The organism is Oceanobacillus sp. FSL K6-0118, assembly GCF_038006665.1.
Classification (GTDB): domain Bacteria; phylum Bacillota; class Bacilli; order Bacillales; family Amphibacillaceae; genus Oceanobacillus; species Oceanobacillus caeni.
Window position 1 is genome coordinate 1,836,511 of record NZ_JBBOVR010000001.1, and the last position, 18,462, is coordinate 1,854,972.

At 34.3% G+C, this 18,462-nt stretch carries 17 protein-coding genes and 1 other annotated feature; all 17 genes read left to right on the plus strand.

Annotated elements, in window-relative coordinates; genetic code table 11:
* The first annotated feature begins 132 nt into the window (after positions 1-132).
* On the plus strand, positions 133-1,119 hold the full coding sequence (gene mraY, locus MHI02_RS09520; RefSeq protein ID WP_047186365.1) for a phospho-N-acetylmuramoyl-pentapeptide-transferase: 987 nt from the start codon (positions 133-135) through the stop codon (positions 1,117-1,119).
* A complete protein-coding gene (murD, locus tag MHI02_RS09525) occupies positions 1,116-2,465 on the plus strand; it encodes a UDP-N-acetylmuramoyl-L-alanine--D-glutamate ligase (protein ID WP_047186364.1) in 1,350 nt (449 codons plus the stop codon). The genes mraY and murD overlap by 4 nt, the downstream gene beginning before the upstream one ends.
* A 77-nt stretch (positions 2,466-2,542) precedes the next feature.
* Positions 2,543-3,655 (plus strand): stage V sporulation protein E, encoded by a 1,113-nt coding sequence (spoVE, locus tag MHI02_RS09530; protein ID WP_204797810.1) that lies wholly within the window; start codon positions 2,543-2,545, stop codon positions 3,653-3,655.
* Positions 3,656-3,831: 176 nt separating this feature from the next.
* The gene (locus MHI02_RS09535) at positions 3,832-4,611 is read left to right on the plus strand and encodes a cell division protein FtsQ/DivIB (RefSeq protein ID WP_047186362.1); all 780 of its coding nucleotides are present in this window, start codon (positions 3,832-3,834) and stop codon (positions 4,609-4,611) included.
* Positions 4,612-5,150: 539 nt separating this feature from the next.
* Entirely contained in the window at positions 5,151-6,434 is a 1,284-nt protein-coding gene (ftsA, locus tag MHI02_RS09540; protein WP_341165859.1) for a cell division protein FtsA, read from the plus strand.
* A gap of 62 nt (positions 6,435-6,496) precedes the next feature.
* On the plus strand, positions 6,497-7,648 hold the full coding sequence (gene ftsZ, locus MHI02_RS09545) for a cell division protein FtsZ (protein WP_047186360.1): 1,152 nt from the start codon (positions 6,497-6,499) through the stop codon (positions 7,646-7,648).
* Positions 7,649-8,183: 535 nt separating this feature from the next.
* A complete protein-coding gene (gene spoIIGA, locus MHI02_RS09550) occupies positions 8,184-9,104 on the plus strand; it encodes a sigma-E processing peptidase SpoIIGA (RefSeq protein ID WP_047186359.1) in 921 nt (306 codons plus the stop codon).
* A gap of 16 nt (positions 9,105-9,120) precedes the next feature.
* A complete protein-coding gene (gene sigE, locus MHI02_RS09555; protein ID WP_047186358.1) occupies positions 9,121-9,846 on the plus strand; it encodes an RNA polymerase sporulation sigma factor SigE in 726 nt (241 codons plus the stop codon).
* 121 nt (positions 9,847-9,967) lie between these two features.
* Positions 9,968-10,753 (plus strand): RNA polymerase sporulation sigma factor SigG, encoded by a 786-nt coding sequence (sigG, locus tag MHI02_RS09560; RefSeq protein ID WP_047186357.1) that lies wholly within the window; start codon positions 9,968-9,970, stop codon positions 10,751-10,753.
* 278 nt (positions 10,754-11,031) lie between these two features.
* The gene (locus tag MHI02_RS09565) at positions 11,032-11,289 is read left to right on the plus strand and encodes a YlmC/YmxH family sporulation protein (protein WP_047186356.1); all 258 of its coding nucleotides are present in this window, start codon (positions 11,032-11,034) and stop codon (positions 11,287-11,289) included.
* A gap of 69 nt (positions 11,290-11,358) precedes the next feature.
* Positions 11,359-12,168, plus strand: a complete 810-nt coding sequence (gene pgeF / locus MHI02_RS09570) for a peptidoglycan editing factor PgeF (RefSeq protein ID WP_047186355.1) — start codon at positions 11,359-11,361, stop codon at positions 12,166-12,168.
* Positions 12,169-12,220: 52 nt separating this feature from the next.
* Positions 12,221-12,892: a YggS family pyridoxal phosphate-dependent enzyme gene (locus MHI02_RS09575; RefSeq protein ID WP_047186418.1), complete on the plus strand. Its 672-nt coding sequence runs from the start codon at positions 12,221-12,223 to the stop codon at positions 12,890-12,892.
* A 93-nt stretch (positions 12,893-12,985) separates the two neighbouring features.
* Positions 12,986-13,417: a cell division protein SepF gene (locus MHI02_RS09580; protein WP_047186354.1), complete on the plus strand. Its 432-nt coding sequence runs from the start codon at positions 12,986-12,988 to the stop codon at positions 13,415-13,417.
* 3 nt (positions 13,418-13,420) lie between these two features.
* Positions 13,421-13,687, plus strand: coding sequence for a YggT family protein (locus tag MHI02_RS09585; protein WP_047186353.1), 267 nt, complete (start codon positions 13,421-13,423; stop codon positions 13,685-13,687).
* Between the two features lie 31 nt (positions 13,688-13,718).
* A complete protein-coding gene (locus MHI02_RS09590; RefSeq protein WP_047186352.1) occupies positions 13,719-14,495 on the plus strand; it encodes a YlmH family RNA-binding protein in 777 nt (258 codons plus the stop codon).
* A gap of 103 nt (positions 14,496-14,598) precedes the next feature.
* Complete coding sequence (locus MHI02_RS09595) at positions 14,599-15,102, plus strand: DivIVA domain-containing protein (protein ID WP_047186351.1); 504 nt, start codon at positions 14,599-14,601, stop codon at positions 15,100-15,102.
* A 101-nt stretch (positions 15,103-15,203) separates the two neighbouring features.
* Positions 15,204-15,427: a binding site (T-box leader), on the plus strand.
* 124 nt (positions 15,428-15,551) lie between these two features.
* On the plus strand, positions 15,552-18,302 hold the full coding sequence (ileS, locus tag MHI02_RS09600; protein ID WP_047186350.1) for an isoleucine--tRNA ligase: 2,751 nt from the start codon (positions 15,552-15,554) through the stop codon (positions 18,300-18,302).
* Positions 18,303-18,462: the final 160 nt, after the last annotated feature.

The following is an 18,462-nucleotide window of genomic DNA, read 5'->3' on the forward strand; positions in this document are numbered from 1 at the left end:
GAGCTTTGCGCCCAACTCACGCCTTCCCATTTGCACGAGGCATGTCAATTTCACCAGACTTTTTGAACAACCTCTTAAAGGTAAAAAGATCAAGTTTTAGTTTGGACGGTCCATGTAAGAGGAGGAAACACAATGGATTTAACAGGAATATTTGTAACGATAGCAATAGCATTTCTAATTACCGTCCTTTTATCTCCCATTTTCATCCCATTATTAAGAAGGTTGAAATTTGGCCAAAGTATACGAGAAGAAGGACCTAAATCCCACATGGTAAAGACAGGTACCCCTACAATGGGTGGCGTTATGATTGTATTGGGTATTGTCATAACTTCCATTATTATGGTATATAAAGTACTTGGAAATCATGTTGGTTATGAATTTTGGCTCTTAATTTTTGTATTGCTTGGCTATGGAGTATTAGGTTTTTTGGATGATTTCATTAAAGTTGCGATGAAGCGTAATTTAGGTCTAACTTCGAAACAAAAAATGTTAGGACAAATTGTTATTGCACTTATATTTTTCTTTATACTCAAAGGACAAGGATTTTCTACAGACATTCAAATTCCAGGTACAGACATTCAGTGGGATTTTGGTTGGTTTTATGCAATTTTTATTATTATTATTTTAGTTGGAGCTTCTAATGCTGTAAACTTAACAGATGGATTAGATGGTTTATTAGCGGGTACTGCGGCGATAGCCTTTGGGGCTTATGCAATACTTACACTTATCATAGGTGGATTTACGGAGGTTTCCATTTTTTCTCTAGCAGTTGTTGGAGCACTTCTAGGTTTTCTAGTGTTTAATGCACATCCAGCAAAAGTATTTATGGGTGATACTGGTTCATTAGCATTAGGTGGAGCTATTGGAGCAATTGCTATATTAACAAAAACAGAAATCTTGCTTGTTATTATTGGTGGAATTTTCGTATTAGAAACTTTATCTGTTATTATTCAAGTAATTTCATTTAAAACAACTGGTAAAAGAGTATTTAAAATGAGTCCATTACATCATCATTATGAATTATTAGGCTGGTCCGAATGGAGAGTTGTAACAACATTTTGGTTAGTTGGGCTTGTTTTTGCTGTGCTTGGCGTATATATTGAGGTGGGCTTAAATTGAAAAAAGTATTGGATTTTCCTTATTCAAATATTTTAGTCTTAGGACTTGCAAAAAGTGGAACGGCAGTTGCTAATTTATTGTTGAACCACGATAAACGTGTTCGTATTAATGATATGAAAACAGAAAAAAATGATCCAATAATAAAGGAATTAAGGAATCTTGGTGCAGAAGTAGTAGTAGGTTCACATCCATTATCCGTATTGGATGGTATAGAAATCATTGTAAAAAATCCAGGGATTCATTATGATAATCCAATTATTGTTGAAGCAAGGAAAAGAAATATTCCTGTAATCACTGAGGTAGAAATTGCGTATATGCTTGCAGGTGATTCTATTATTGGAATTACTGGTTCCAATGGAAAAACGACAACAACAACTTTAATAACTAAAATGTTGGAAGAAAGCAGAAGACCAGTTAAAGTTGCTGGAAATATTGGCGTTGTTGCATGTGAAGTCGCCGAAAACCTTGAGGATGAGGAAACATTAGTATTAGAATTATCATCTTTTCAGCTACAAGGTGTTGAAAAGTTCAAACCAAATATTGCAGTATTATTGAATATATTTGAAGCACATATAGATTATCACAAAACATTTGACAACTATAAACAAGCGAAATTTAATATTTTCAGAAACCAAACAAAAGAGGACTTTTTAGTATATAATGCTGATGATACAATTATTACTTCAGAAGTGAAAAACCTTAAATCTACGCTCGTTCCATTTTCCATAAAAAATAAAATGGAAAATGGGGCATGGCTAGACGATACATTTATTTATTTTAAAAATGAAAAAATAATTTCACGAAATGAAATTGTTTTAGTTGGTGATCATAACCTTGAAAATATTTTAGCTGCAGTCGCGGCAGCGAAACTTAAAGGTGCAACAAATGAAGGAATTATCAAAGTTCTTACTACATTTCAAGGTGTTAGGCATCGATTACAATTTGTAGATAATATTCATGGTCGTTTATTTTATAACGATTCTAAAGCAACCAATATATTAGCTACTCAAAAGGCTTTATCTTCATTCGAGAGGCCTGTCATTTTACTTGCTGGTGGGTTGGACAGAGGAAATGAGTTCGATGATTTAGCTCCCTATTTGAAAAATGTAAAAGCTATGGTTGTATTTGGTCAAACGAAAGATAAATTAAGAAGAATAGCTGAAGAAAATGGCATTTCAACTATTTTACAAGTGGAAGATGTCAAAGAAGCGGTCAGCAAAGCTTTTGAAATTTCAAATGAAAAAGATGTTATACTATTATCACCAGCTTGTGCAAGCTGGGATCAGTATCGAACGTTTGAAGAAAGAGGAGACATGTTTATACAAGCCGTGCATAAACTAGTTTAGAGGGGCTTGTATATTAAATTAATAATAAGAATGTTCAAAAATGCCCCTGTCTATATTTTAGTCAAAGGGGTGTTTTTTTGTTTAAAAAACGTCTAAACGATCAAAGTAAACCAGATTACATTCTATTATGGGTTATTATAGCACTGTTAATTGTCGGTGTAGTGATGGTTTACAGTTCGTCCCATGTTTGGTCAGAGTATAAGTTTGGTGATGGGTTTTTTTACTTAAAACGTCAGTTATTATTTGCTGGTGCGGGAGTTTTCGCTATGTTTTTCTTTATGTTTATACCTTATAGCACTTGGAAAAACTACTCGAAAATTCTATTAATTGTATGCTTTGCTTTACTAATACTTGTATTAATACCAGGAATAGGATTAATTCGTGGTGGAGCGCAAAGTTGGATTGGAGTTGGGGCATTTAGTATACAGCCATCTGAGTTTATGAAACTAGGATTAATTATTTTCTTAGCTAATATGCTTGCCACGAAACAAAAGTACATTACATCTTTTAAAAAAGGCTTCTTACCATCTTTATTATTAGTTTTTACAGCTTTTGGTTTGATTATGCTTCAACCAGATTTAGGGACTGGAATGGTACTGGTCTTAACCTGTATGATTATGATTTTTGTGTCAGGTGCCAGACTATCTCATTTTATTGGACTAGCTGCTTTAGGAGTATTAGGATTGGTTGGATTGATTGCTTCAGCCCCATATCGAATTAATCGAATAACAGCTTTTTTAAATCCTTGGGAAGATCCATTAGGTGATGGGTTTCAGATTATTCAATCCCTCTATGCAATTGGGCCTGGGGGGTTGATGGGACTTGGATTAGGGAATAGTTTGCAAAAATATTTCTATTTACCAGAACCACAAAATGACTTTATTTTTGCTATTGTGGGAGAAGAATTAGGATTTATCGGCGGCACCTTTGTTATTCTATTATTTTTACTCCTTTTATGGAGAGGGATTAAAGTTTCATTAGAAGCTCCAGATCTTTTCGGAAGATTATTAGCTTTAGGAATTGTCTCGATGTTAGCTGTACAAGCAATGATTAATATAAGTGTAGTAATTGGATTAATACCTGTTACAGGTATAACATTACCTTTCCTTAGTTACGGAGGGTCTTCATTAACTTTAACCCTTTGTTCCGTTGGAATATTATTAAACATTAGTATTTATTCTAAAATATAGTGGGAATGGCAAAAATGGAAAATATTACCCATTAAATATGAGAAAAAACTTGCTAATCTAATGCTTGGACACTATATGTTTATCTATATTTTATGATATAATTCATGTAACTGAATAAAGGCGGCATAATTTATGCCGTTTTATTCTTTTAATTTCTGAAAAAGGAAGAAATGGGGATGAGTAATAAAAATATTGTTTCAATTGAGGATCGAATTCCCAAATTAAAACAAGCCCGTAAGAAAAAAGCTAACCGACGTTTGATTTTTTATCTATCAATCTTTTTCTTCTTGATTTCAATTATTGTTTATTTGCAATCACCATTAAGTCATGTTAAAACAATAAATGTTCAAGGTAATGTGCATACAACGGATGAGGAAATAATAAACTTATCTGAAATTACTGCTAAAACGAATATTTGGATGGTTAATTTTGATGCCATTGAAAAGGCAATAAAAACAAATCCTATCGTTAATGAAGTAGAAGTTAATCGTAAGCTTCCTTGGACTGTTTCAATTGAAATAACAGAACATAATGTAGTTGGTTATGTAAAAGAAGAAAGGAAATACTATCCAATTTTAGCTAATGGGGTATCATTGAAGCAAGAAGGACAGGATACATATCATGGTAACTCACCAATGTTAATCGGCTTTACAGAGGATGAGTATTTACAACGGATGGCTGAAGAATTAAATAAATTACCCAAAAATATAACAAATCTCATCTCTGAAATTCATTGGGAACCAACTGACAATAATAAAAATAAAATCCAACTTTTTATGACAGATGGATACATAGTTGATGGAACGATTCGAAATTTTTCTGAGAAAATGGTAGTTTATCCTTCGATAGTTTCTCAATTAGAACCAGGTGTTGATGGGATTATCCATATTGGTGTGGGTGTATATTTTGAATCTTTTAATGATGAGTCTGAAGAAACGGATGAAACAGAAGAATAAGATTCTATTTTGTACACTAAGAATGAGCGATTGTGAGTTTTTCTAAAAAGCCCAAAGTAATTCTAAAAATTTGATTTAACGAATAATCTTTCAATCTATTAAAATATATGTATATAGGAATATTTTTCTTGAAATTTAAAGGAATCCAGTTTTTTTTGTGGAAATAGTACCTATATATATCTATTTTAGTCGAATGAACAAAGGCGGAAGCGCCCGTTTAGCGACGTACGGACTGGACTGAGCCGTAGGAGATAAAGGAAACACGACGAACGGAGTAAGTCGATGTTGACTTTCACCGCAAGGGTATAAGTGCGACTAAGCCTCTGGTTTCACCATCGGCAAGTCTTCTTTATCGTACGGAGGTGAAGGAAGTCTCGCTAGTCGCTGGGCGCTGGAGCCGGACGTGGCTGTTCTTTAACAACTAGTTATCCGCAGTCATAAATTTTATAATTTCCTAAGCAATGAAAGTAGGATTGTATGAAATGTACAATTATATGATCCATTTTGTATGGATGTGTTGAATTTGGAGGTGCCTTTCTTTGAATAATAGTGAAATACTAGTAAGTCTTGATATAGGAACATCAAAAATTAAAGTTATAATTGGAGAAGTTTTAAATGATTCTTTAAATATTATTGGTGTAGGTACAGCAAAATCTAATGGAATGAAAAAAGGTGCAGTTGTTGATATTGATCAAACAGTGCAATCCATCAGAAATGCTGTCGAACAAGCTGAACGCATGGTTGGCATGCATATCGAAGGGGTTGTTGTTGGTATAAACGGAAACCACATCGATTTACAGCCATGTCATGGTGTTGTAGCGGTTCAAAGTGAAGATCGTGAAATTACGGATGAAGACATTAGAAGAGTAATTGACGGTGCACAAGTAGTTTCCATTCCACCAGAGCGTGAGATTATTGACGTCATACCTAAGCAATTTATAGTAGATGGATTAGACGAGATTACTGATCCAAGAGGGATGATCGGTGTTCGCTTAGAAATGGAAGGAACGATTATTACTTGTTCAAGGACCATTTTACATAACATTCTTAAATGCGTGGAACGTGCTAATTTAGAAGTATTGGATATTTGTTTACAACCTCTTGCCACTGGTACGATAGCACTTTCACCCGATGAAAAAAATATGGGTGTAGCTTTAATCGACGTTGGTGGTGGTTGTTCTACCATTTCCGTTTTTGAAAATGATTATTTACAAGGTTCAAGTGTTGTTAGCCTTGGTGGAAATAATATTACCAAAGATATATCCATTGGTTTACGTACTACGACTGAAGAGGCTGAAGATGTTAAATTAAATTATGGTCATGCCTTTTATGATGATGCACAAGAAGATGAAACTTTTGAGGTTTCTGTGATCGGAAGTAATCAAAGAGAAACATACAATCAGCTGGAAATTTCTGATATGATAGAAGCAAGAATGGAAGAAATTTATGCTTTTGCTGAACGTGAAATTCGTAAAATGGGATATCAGGAACTACCGGGAGGTTACGTGTTAACTGGAGGAACAATGGCAATGCCAGGTGTATTGGAATTAGCTCAGGATTTATTCCATTCTAATGTTCGTATTGCAATTCCGGATTATATCGGTGTTAGAGAACCCCAGTTTACAGCTGGAGTAGGAATTCTACAATTTGCTTACCGAAACGCAAAAATTCAAGGTAAAGAATTATACCCAGCTGTTCGAAATGACATGGACGAGCCTAGTCCTAAACGTCATACGAAGCAAGCAAATACTGAGCAACCGAAAAGGAAAGAGAAAAAAGAAAGTGGGAAAGTTAGTAGTTTATTCAAATGGTTTTTTGATTAAACTCTTGAATGTTTAAATCTATAAAACTCGTGAGATTTGCGTAGAAATTAGGAGGAACGAAAATGTTAGAGTTTGATACAAATATGGATGAATTAGCGACGATAAAAGTTATCGGTGTCGGCGGCGGCGGTAATAACGCTGTTAACCGAATGATTGAACACGGTGTGGAAGGTGTTGAATTTATAGCTGTTAACACAGACTCTCAAGCACTTAATTTATCTAAGGCCGAGTTAAGAATTCAAATTGGCGGTAAACTTACTAGAGGATTAGGAGCGGGTGCGAATCCTGAAGTTGGTAAGAAAGCAGCTGAAGAAAGTAAAGAACAGATCGAGGAAGTTTTACAAGGTGCGGACATGGTATTTGTTACTGCTGGTATGGGTGGTGGAACAGGTACAGGTGCCGCTCCGGTTATTGCACAAGTTGCAAAGGATTTAGGAGCTTTAACGGTTGGAGTTGTAACAAGACCTTTTTCATTTGAAGGCAGAAGACGTTCGACCCAGGCGATTTCTGGTATTGAAGCTCTAAAAAATGCTGTTGATACGTTAATCGTTATTCCAAATGATCGTTTGCTTGAAATTGTTGATAAAAACACACCTATGTTAGAGGCTTTCCGTGAAGCTGACAATGTATTACGACAAGGTGTTCAAGGGATTTCAGATTTAATTGCAAAACCAGGTTTAATTAACGTTGACTTTGCAGATGTAAAAACAATTATGTTCGATAAAGGTTCGGCATTAATGGGGATTGGTATCGCAACAGGAGAAACACGTGCAACAGAGGCTGCGAAAAAAGCAATTTCTTCACCTTTATTAGAAACTTCAATCGATGGGGCACACGGTATTTTAATGAATATTACTGGTGGAACAAACCTAAGCCTATATGAAGTACAAGAGGCCGCTGATTTAGTAACTTCTGCTGCGGATAAGGAAGTAAATGTTATTTTTGGTTCCGTTATTAATGAGAATTTAAATGATGAAATTGTTGTTACAGTAATTGCAACTGGTTTTGATGAGTTGAATAAAAAGCCAGAAATGCCATCTAAGCAACAACGTCCAACCTTAAATCAAAAACAACATGCAGCAACTAAAGAAGAAGCGCCTATCCAACAACAACAGCAACAACAAAGAGAGCAAGTTCAACGTCCAAGAATCCAAGAAGACGATGAACTGGATATACCAACATTTTTAAGAAATCGAAATCGAAATAGAAGATAAATTCCCTATAAAAAAAGCAGACGACTTATACTCGTTTGCTTTTTTTATAGGGAAATTTAGCTTATTAGATCTATTCTTAAGAAATGCTACGCCCAGCTCTAGCTCCAGGGACTAGCAAGATTTTCTACACCTACATACATCGCTACGAAGCACAGGATGTGTGAGTACAGGTGTTGCGTTCTAAGCCTGTAAGGATGCTTTCGCTTATGTTCATTCAATAAACTTTCCTTCGACATTTCTTTTATCCCACATAAATGGGCAGTAAGACTCCCATCTCAGGCCTCCAAGGAAACAAAGAAGGTAGGAGGGAGACCGACTACCCTTGGATGAAGGACCCATATGCTCCTTCTAAACCTACTTATTTCATTCCTCCGACAAACTTTTCGATAACTAGTTAAAATTAGCTTTGTTCTGCATACAAGAAGTGACAGACTTTGCTTAATATATCAGATATACTTTTCAGTAAATCTAACCAATTAGAACATACAAAATTAAATGTTAAGGAGAAACCATCTTTTATAGAAGGAAGAATAAAATGGAAATATATGTAGATGCGGTTTGGGCACTCAACTTCTGTTTAGATTTCATGTTACTTTTATTAACTAAAGCCCTAGCAAGAGATGATACTAAAACAAGACGAGTTATTCTTGGAGCATTCATTGCTTCTTTAATTGTTCCAATAACTTTATTTTATCCAAATTCCTTTATTACTAGTTTGATTGGAAAAATTATATATTCTCTTCTTATTATATTTTGTTCTTTTGGTTTTATAACAATTTATCGTTTTTCTAAACTAGTTTTATTGTTTTATTTTACGACCTTTGCTATTGGAGGTGGACTTGTAGGGTTACATTTTCTATTTTCTAATCCAATATCCATGTCTTCTAGTGGATTCATTACGTATAACAATGGTTATGGTGATCCGGTAAGTTGGCTATTCGTGTTCATTGGGTTCCCTTGCGTATGGTATTTTACGAAGAAACGTATGGACAAGCATGCTTCTGAAAAAATTCGTTATGATCAACTTTATTCTGTATCCATTAAAATGAAGGATAAAAGCTTTTCGACTATGGGATATATTGATAGTGGAAATCAATTAGTAGATCCATTATCGAAAAAGCCAGTTATTATTTGTGATCAAATATTTTTAAAAAAATGGTTTACAGAAGAAGAATGGCTTAGTTTGAAAAATGCGTATGAAACATTTGATATGGAAAAGATTCCTAAAGATTGGGAAAGTAGTATTCAAGTTCTTCCTTATCAAGGAGTACAAGGGAATAATATGTTTCTTTTCGCGTTACGACCTGAACACTTAATTGTGTATTATGGAGAACAACAAATTAAAACTCGCAAACTATTAATTGGGATTCAATTTGCGGAGCTTACGAAGGATAATAGTTATCATTGTTTACTTCATCCTCAAATTATTCAATTAGCTACCATTAATACTGCATAAAAAGGGGAGATAAGGTGTGAAATTTTGGAAGCTACGATTACATTTACGATTAAAGTGGTATAAACTACTGATTCGTTTGGGGCTTAAATCAGACGAAATCTATTATATAGGAGGAAGTGAAGCACTGCCACCACCCCTATCTAAACAGGAGGAGCAAGAATTACTTTTGCTATTACCAAAAGGGGATAAGTCAGCACGTTCTATTCTAATAGAACGAAATTTACGATTAGTCGTGTATATTGCCAGAAAGTTTGAAAATACGGGCATAAATATTGAGGATTTAATCAGTATAGGTACTATTGGACTGATTAAAGCAGTTAACACATTTAACCCAGAAAAGAATATTAAATTGGCAACTTATGCATCGAGATGTATAGAAAATGAAATTTTAATGTATCTACGTAGAAACAATAAATTAAAATCAGAAGTTTCTTTTGATGAACCTCTTAATATTGATTGGGATGGAAATGAATTATTATTATCCGATGTTTTAGGTACAGACGATGATATTATTACAAAAGGTTTAGAATCCGATGTTGACAAGACCTTATTGAAAACCGCTTTATCCAAACTGAATGATAGAGAGAAACAGATTATGGAGTTGAGATTTGGATTAATAGGAGAAGAAGAAAAAACACAAAAAGATGTTGCTGATATGTTAGGGATTTCACAATCATATATTTCTCGTTTAGAAAAGAAAATAATTAGGAGACTGAAAAAAGAATTTAATAAAATGGTTTAGCCTTATTTCACAAAGGTTTTACAGTAATTGGTATTTATTTCAAAAATCTGTTACTGCATAAAAACCCTCCCTGGGGGAGATACTGTCCTTGAACAGCATCACCATCTGGGAGGGTTAACATATGACTAGACATAAAGTTGAGATATGTGGTGTTGATACATCCAAGTTACCAGTACTCACCAATGAAGAAATGAAAAAATTATTCATCAGAATGCAACAAGACGGAGATATTTCCGCACGTGAAGAGCTAGTAAATGGAAATCTCAGATTAGTACTTAGTGTAATACAGCGGTTTAACAACCGTGGGGAATATGTAGATGATTTATTCCAAGTAGGTTGTATTGGATTGATGAAATCCATTGATAATTTTGATTTAGGACATAATGTAAGATTTTCTACCTATGCTGTTCCCATGATAATCGGAGAAATTAGAAGATATCTCCGAGATAATAATCCAATAAGAGTATCAAGGTCGTTAAGAGATATTGCCTATAAGGCTTTACAGGTTAGGGAGAAGTTGATTAATAAAACTTCAAAAGAACCTACACCAGCAGAAATTGCCGAAGAAATGGGTATCCCACATGAAGACATTGTTTTTGCTATGGATGCAATTCAAGACCCTGTGTCATTATTTGAACCTATTTATAATGATGGAGGAGATCCGATATTTGTAATGGATCAAATAAGTGATGAAAAAGATAAAGATTCTACATGGGTTGATAAGCTTTCATTAAAAGAAGGTATGCATAAACTTAATGAAAGAGAAAAAATGATATTAAATAAACGCTTTTTTCAAGGTAAAACACAAATGGAGGTTGCTGATGAAATTGGTATTTCACAAGCCCAGGTATCTAGGCTAGAAAAAGCAGCCATTAGTCAAATGAATAAACAGATGTTTGAAGGATAAAAAGGGAGAGGTTTAATACCTCTTCCTTTTTTGGCAGGTAGGAAAGTATAAAAATCTTTCCCGTCTACATAAGTGCAACTAAGGCATTCGCCCAAAAGCATGGCGAATGCCTTAGTTCTAATGGTTTAGGGAAAATAACTTACTTATTGTTGGAATACCAAGTCACCTTCGTCTTTCGCTGAACGATGCTAGTTTCCTAAGAGCTTTTTACTTATAGGGCAAGTTTTCTAATATAAATACTTGTCAGTGCATATAGTGTAATAAGGTGGGTGATTTGTATGGTTACTTTAACAGAATTACAACTAAAAGAAGTCATTCTAATGGAAGACGGGCGAAGGTTGGGGAATATAGCGGACCTTGAAATTAATCCTAATACCGGGAAAATTGAGGCAATCATTTTATTTGTAAAAGACAAAAAAGGTAATTTTTTTAGTAAATCGGATGAACTTATCATTGCATGGAATCAGATTGTTCGTATCGGAACAGATGTTATATTAGTTAGAGAAGCAAATGGTCCGCTTTTACTAACCCAATGACATTTAATAGCAAACTTTTCAGTAAGATATGATAAAATATAACAAATAAAAGATTTCGGGAGGATAATAATGTCTGAAGTTTTTCAACAAAAAGACCAATCTTTTTTACAAATTGAAAAATGGCGTCAATTAAATGAAAAATTAATAGTAGGTTTTACAACTAGAAATGGAGGAGTAAGTGATCCTCCATTTCAGTCACTTAACCTTGGATTGCATGTTCCCGATAATCAAGAAGATATAATAAAAAATAGGGAAACTTTAGCTAATAAGTTAAACATACCTCTTGAAAATTGGGTTGCTGGTGAACAAGTACATGATACTGCAGTACAATTGATAACAGTAGACGATAAAGGCAAAGGATCACGTGATTATTCTAATTCGATTCATGGGGTTGATGGATTAATTACTGGTCATAAAGGTATTCTACTTACCGCATTTTTTGCTGATTGTGTCCCACTATTCTTTTTTGATCCCGTTACTGAAATGATTGGGATTGCACATGCTGGATGGAGAGGGACAGTTAATGGAATGGCAAGGTCAATGGTACAAGCCATGAAAGATCAGGGAGTCAATGAATCGAATCTCTTAGTTGTAATTGGGCCATCTATTTCCCAAGAAATGTATGAGGTAGATGAAAAGGTTATAGACAACATAGAAGACAAGATTCGCCAAAAATGTGTAGTACCTAGTAGAAATAAACGGTATTTATTAGATTTAAAGAAATTAAATGTAGAAATCCTTTTACAAAGTGGCGTATTACGTCATAATATAGATGTGACAAATTATTGCACTTATAAAGATAAATCGTTATTTTTCTCTCATCGAAGGGATAAGGGAAAAACGGGGAGAATGTTAGGTTTCCTTGGGATTATATCTTAATACAAGAGAGATCCTTTTTGAACACGTAATACTAGGGGGATTATGGATAACAATGGATGTAGTTTCAAATTTAAAAGAAATTCAAGAAAATATAAAATTGGCTTGTGAAAAAAGTAATCGGAAAATAGATGAAATAACGGTTATTGGTGTAACGAAATATGTTACAATAGAACGAGCGGAGGAGACAATTGACGCAGGAATTAAAAATCTTGGTGAAAATCGTAATGAAGGATTTATAGAAAAGCATGAAGTCATTGGCAAAAAGGCTACATGGCACTTTATTGGAACATTACAAACTCGAAAAGTAAAAGACATTATTGAAAAAATAGATTATCTTCATTCGCTTGATCGTCTATCTTTAGCAAAAGAGGTAAATAAAAGATCCGAAAAACCTGTGAATTGTTTTGTGCAGGTGAATGTTAGCGGCGAAGAGTCTAAACACGGACTAGCACCTGAAAACGTCTTAGACTTTATTGAAGAAATTAAAAATTACGAAAACATCTATGTCGTTGGCTTAATGACCATGGCACCTCATATTAAAGACAGAGAAAAAATAAAAGAAGTTTTTAAACGGTTGGCAAAATTAAGGGATCAAATTAGTCAGAAAAATTACTCACACGCTCCTTGTCATTATTTATCTATGGGTATGAGTAATGATTATGATATTGCAATTGAAGAAGGTGCAACCCATATAAGAATTGGAACGAAATTAGTTGGAAATTGATTTAAAAACATTGGATAGAGCTTGGTGAATACGATAAGCATTAAGATAGTTTTATACTTTCCAATCTGCTAATAATAAAATGGGGTGAAAGGCTTGAGTATTAAAAATAAGCTGAAAAGTTTCTTTGTAGAAGAAGACTACGAGTACGAATATGTAGACGAAGAGGAAATTCCGGAAAATAAATTTGTGGAAAAGCAAAAGAAAAACCAAAATGTCGTTAGTTTAGCAGCTATTCAGCAACCTAATTCTAAAGTAATTCTTTGTGAGCCGAGAACATATAACGAAGCACAAGAAATTGCAGATAATATTGTAAGTAAACGTGCTGTTGTAATAAACTTACAAAGGGTTGATCGAAATCAAGCTAAACGAATTGTGGATTTCCTAAGTGGTACTGTTTATGCTTTAAATGGAGATATTCAAAAGCTAGGTTCCGAAACATTCCTATGTACACCTGAAAATATTGATGTATCTGGCACGATAACAGATACTTTAATTAATGAAGATGACTATGATAAAGGATGGTAGTAGATGTATCAGTTGTTACAAATTTTAAATTTAGCCCTCAATATATATAGTTGGGGAATTATTATTTATATTTTCATGTCCTGGTTTCCAGGGGCAAGAGAATCTACTTTTGGGGAACTCCTAAGTAAAATTTGCGAACCTTATTTAGAAGTATTTCGAAGATTCATACCACCGCTTGGGATGATAGATTTTTCACCGATTATCGCAATCTTTGTTTTGCATATGGCTAGAGTAGGGTTATTTGAATTCTTTAGAATGTTCGTATTCTAAAAAGTAAATGATGTGATTTTAGGAGTTTACAATGGATATATACCAGCATTTTCGAAAAGAAGAACATGGATTTATCGATCAAGTCCTGTCATGGAAAGAGCAAGTTGAAAGAACATTTAGCCCAAAATTAACAGATTTCCTTGACCCTAGAGAACAACAAATTATTGAAATGCTGATCGGAACGAATCATGATGATTTGAAATTGTCATTTTTCGGTGGCAGTAATCATAATGAAAGAAAACGAGCGATTATTGCTCCATTTTATGAAGAAATTACACAAGAATCTTATCAGCTTAGTCTGCTACAAGCTAACTACCATGAAAAATTTATCACCCTGGAACATCGCGATGTAATGGGAACATTTTTGTCATTAGGCATTAAAAGAAAAAAATTAGGTGACATTTTTGCAGGGAATGGAAAAATTCAAATTGTAGTAGCGAAAGAAATTTCTACATATGTTCTAACAACTTTACACTCTATCAAGAAAGCTAACATAACGTTTGAGGAAATTCCGTTAATTCACTTCATTCAAATGAAAAACGAATGGACTGAATCCGAAAAAACGGTATCCTCGTTACGTTTGGATGCAGTTTTAAAGGAAATTTATCATATTTCTAGGAAAGATTCAGCTGAATGTATAAAAAAGCAACTTGTTAAAGTGAATTATAAGGTTGTGGAAGAAGTTAATTTTCCATTACAAGAAGGTGACTTAATTTCACTCCGTGGTAAAGGTAGAAGTAAGATAGTAAAAATGAATGGTCAATCAAAAAAGGAAAAATGGAAAATAACGATTGCTATTTTAAAGTGATTTTATATTTTTTTGCAGGATAAAGGAATTTTTTGTCGAATAATAAAACTAGATTAAACTATTTTTAGTAACGTATTTTATTTACTTTAAGGAGGTGGCCAATGTGCCATTAACACCACTAGATATTCATAATAAAGAGTTTACAAAAAGTTGGCGGGGTTATGATGAAGATGAGGTCAATGAGTTTTTAGATCAAGTTATTAAAGACTATGAAATGGTTATTAGAGATAAAAAAGATTTACAGGAAAAGCTAAACCAATTAGAAGAGAAATTGGGTCATTTTACTAATATAGAAGAAACCTTAAATAAATCCATATTAGTCGCTCAAGAAACAGCTGAAGAAGTAAAGAACAGTGCTACCAAAGAGTCCAAATTAATTATTAAAGAAGCAGAAAAAAATGCGGACCGCATAATAAACGAAGCACTTAGTAAATCACGCCGAATCTCCATCGAAGTGGAAGAACTTAAAAAACAGGCTAAAGTTTTCCGTACACGATTAAAGATGTTAGTTGAGGCGCAATTAGAAATAGTTCAAACCGACGATTGGGACAAGCTTTTTTCAGAGGAAATGAGCGAAGAGCTTGAATTAGTTGAAAATAAATCTTAAATCTTGACGAATAAGAATATATTACATATAATTCTTAAAAAGGTTTTAAAAATGTGTGTTCAAAAAGGAAACTGGACTTTTTGAATAACCGCTAAAAAAGTTGAAATACGTTGAAGGAGACAGTATAAAGGCAAAATTACTGTTTAGCGATCTAGGGATGGTGGAAGCCTAGAGAGTAATGCTTTTAGAACATCACTCCAAAGTATCCATTATGAAACAAAGTAATTTTGGACGTGTTATTCCACGTTACGGAAATTGAGTGAATTTAAAATAACGTTTATTTTAAATTTATAAGGGTGGTACCGCGAGTCTTCTCGTCCCTTTTTGGGATTTGAGAGGGCTTTTTTTAACAGGTAAGAAAATTAATCTTTCACTATGTATAATTGAATTAGGACATTTGCTAAAGTTTATTTCTTTTCAGCAGACAAACTAAATAAGGAGGAAACCAAATGGATTACAAAGAAACGCTATTGATGCCGAAAACAGCATTTAAAATGCGTGGAAACTTACCAAATAAAGAACCTAAAAGACAAGAACAGTGGGAAGAAAATAACATATATGAGAAAGTACAAGAAAGAACGAAAGGAAGACCTTCATTCGTTTTACACGATGGCCCACCGTACGCTAATGGTAACTTACATATCGGGCACGCGATGAATAAAATCTTAAAAGATTTTATTATTCGTCATAAATCCATGACTGGCTATCATGCACCATATGTCCCAGGATGGGATACACATGGTTTACCTATTGAAGTGGCTTTAAGTAAGGGTAAAAAAGTAGATCGTAAAAAATTAAGTACCGCCGAATTTAGACAAATGTGTGCAGAGTACGCATTAAGACAAGTTGATGGGCAACGTGAACAATTTAAACAATTAGGTGTTCGTGGGGATTGGGATAATCCTTATCTGACCTTAACAAAAGATTTCGAAGCGGCTCAAATTCAAGTATTTGGTGAAATGGCTAAGAAAGGGTATATTTACAAAGGATTAAAACCTGTTTATTGGTCCCCTTCATCTGAATCTGCTTTAGCCGAAGCAGAGATTGAATACTATGATAAAAAATCACCTTCTATCTATGTTGCTTTTACGATTCAAGATGGGAAAGGCGTTCTTGAAGAAGGCGATAAAATTGTTATCTGGACAACTACACCATGGACCATCCCTGCAAACTTAGGTATTAGTCTCCATCCTGATATAGAATATGTTCGTGTACAAGTTGGAGACAACCGCTTCGTTGTTGCACAGGAATTATTAGAAACCGTTGCAGCAGAACTTGATTGGGAAAATCCAGAAGTTGTTAAAACTTTTAAAGGAAAAGATTTAGATAGAGCAGTAGCTAGACATCCGTTCTATGATCGTGATTCTATTGTAATGCTAGGTAAACATGTAACAACTGATGCAGGTACAGGCTGTGTTCATACTGCTCCAGGCCATGGGGAAGATGACTTTTATGTTGGTAAAGAGTACGGTTTAGAAGCTCTATCACCATTAGATGATAAAGGTGTATTTACGAAAGAAGCGCCTGGATTTGAGGGATTATTTTACGACGATGCTAATAAAGCTGTTACCGAGAAACTTGAAGAGGCTGGGGCTCTATTAAAACTAGGATTCATTAAACACTCGTATCCTCATGACTGGCGTACGAAGAAACCTACTATTTTCCGAGCAACATCACAGTGGTTTGCATCGATTAAAGATTTCAGACAAGATATTTTAGATGAAATCAAGAAAATTAACTGGTACCCAAGCTGGGGTGAAACAAGACTTTATAATATGGTCCGTGATCGCGAAGACTGGTGTATTTCTCGTCAACGAACATGGGGTGTACCAATTCCAGTATTTTATGGGGAAGATGGGACACCGATTATTACGGACGAAACGATTAATCATGTTTCTAAATTATTTGCTGAACATGGTTCCAATGTTTGGTTTGAAAGAGAAGCGAAAGATTTACTTCCAGAAGGCTTTACATCCGAACATAGTCCAAATGGTAAATTTACGAAAGAAACAGATATCATGGACGTATGGTTTGATTCAGGTTCTTCTCACCAAGCAGTTTTACTTCATAGAGAGGGACATAGAAGACCAGCTGATGTTTACCTAGAAGGTAGTGACCAGTATCGTGGTTGGTTCAACTCGTCTATTTCTACAGCTGTTGCAGTTACTGGACATGCACCATACAAAAACATCGTAAGTCATGGTTTTGCTCTTGACGGGGATGGACGTAAAATGAGTAAGTCTCTTGGTAATGTTATATTACCGTCTAAAGTATTAAAACAATATGGTGCAGATATTTTACGTCTTTGGGTAGCATCTGTAGACTACCAAGCTGATGTACGTATTTCTGATGATATATTAAGACAAATCTCTGAAAGCTATCGTAAAATCCGTAACACGTTCCGATTCATGCTTGGCAATTTAGCTGATTTCGATCCTAAGACTGATCTTGTTCAAGAAGAAGATTTAGAAGAAGTGGATCGTTATATGCTAAACCGACTACAGAAATTAATTTCCTCAGTTCGTGAAAGTTATGATAGATTCGAGTTTTCTCCAATCTATCATAGTATTCATAATTTCTGTTCTGTTGAATTAAGTTCTTTCTATTTAGACTTTGCAAAAGATATTTTATATATCGAAGCGAAAGATAATAAACGTAGAAGAAGTTTACAAACAGGTTATTATGAAATTCTTAAGTCTTTAGTTCAACTACTTTCACCAATTATCCCGCATACAGCGGATGAGGTATGGGAATTTATTCCTGGAGTAGAGGAAGAAAGTGTTCAATTAACGGATATGCCTGAGCCAAGAAAAATTTCTAATTTCAATGAAGAAAAATGGGATCAATTTATGAAGATTAGGGATGATGTACTAAAAGCTTTAGAAGAAGCTCGTAATAATAAAGTGATTGGTAAATCTTTAGAATCTAAGGTAACGATTGTCCCGAAAGACAACGAAACAAAAGAAGTATTAAATTCTATGGAACATTTACATCAACTGTTAATTGTATCAGAGGCAGTTGTTGCAGAATCCGCTGAAAATGCGAAGGAATATCGCTATACGGATGTTTTTGTTGAAAAACATCCTGCAGAAACTTGTGAACGTTGTTGGGTTTCCTCGGACACGGTTGGCGAGGATCATGATCATCCACATCTATGTACGCGTTGTGCAAGTATTGTTAAAGAGAACTATAGTGCATAAAGGAAATAAAAATACTCTCCATTATGGAGAGTATTTTTTAACAGTTAGGAAAGATATAAAAATCTTTACGTCTATATAAGTATAACTAAGGGACCTAACCTAATAGTGAATGCCAAGTTTTCTAATCCTATTCGACGATGGTTCTCTCACACTTGAAAAT

Excerpts from the sequence above, each read along its gene's own strand:
- spoIIGA (WP_047186359.1), top strand. The coding sequence starts at position 8,184 with ATGGAAATATATGTAGATGCGGTTTGGGCACTCAACTTCTGTTTAGAT.
- MHI02_RS09535 (WP_047186362.1), top strand. The coding sequence starts at position 3,832 with ATGAGTAATAAAAATATTGTTTCAATTGAGGATCGAATTCCCAAATTA.
- ftsZ (WP_047186360.1), top strand. The coding sequence starts at position 6,497 with ATGTTAGAGTTTGATACAAATATGGATGAATTAGCGACGATAAAAGTT.
- MHI02_RS09565 (WP_047186356.1), top strand. The coding sequence starts at position 11,032 with ATGGTTACTTTAACAGAATTACAACTAAAAGAAGTCATTCTAATGGAA.
- ileS (WP_047186350.1), top strand. The coding sequence starts at position 15,552 with ATGGATTACAAAGAAACGCTATTGATGCCGAAAACAGCATTTAAAATG.
- MHI02_RS09590 (WP_047186352.1), top strand. The coding sequence starts at position 13,719 with ATGGATATATACCAGCATTTTCGAAAAGAAGAACATGGATTTATCGAT.
- sigG (WP_047186357.1), top strand. The coding sequence starts at position 9,968 with ATGACTAGACATAAAGTTGAGATATGTGGTGTTGATACATCCAAGTTA.
- MHI02_RS09585 (WP_047186353.1), top strand. The coding sequence starts at position 13,421 with ATGTATCAGTTGTTACAAATTTTAAATTTAGCCCTCAATATATATAGT.
- MHI02_RS09575 (WP_047186418.1), top strand. The coding sequence starts at position 12,221 with ATGGATGTAGTTTCAAATTTAAAAGAAATTCAAGAAAATATAAAATTG.
- pgeF (WP_047186355.1), top strand. The coding sequence starts at position 11,359 with ATGTCTGAAGTTTTTCAACAAAAAGACCAATCTTTTTTACAAATTGAA.
- mraY (WP_047186365.1), top strand. The coding sequence starts at position 133 with ATGGATTTAACAGGAATATTTGTAACGATAGCAATAGCATTTCTAATT.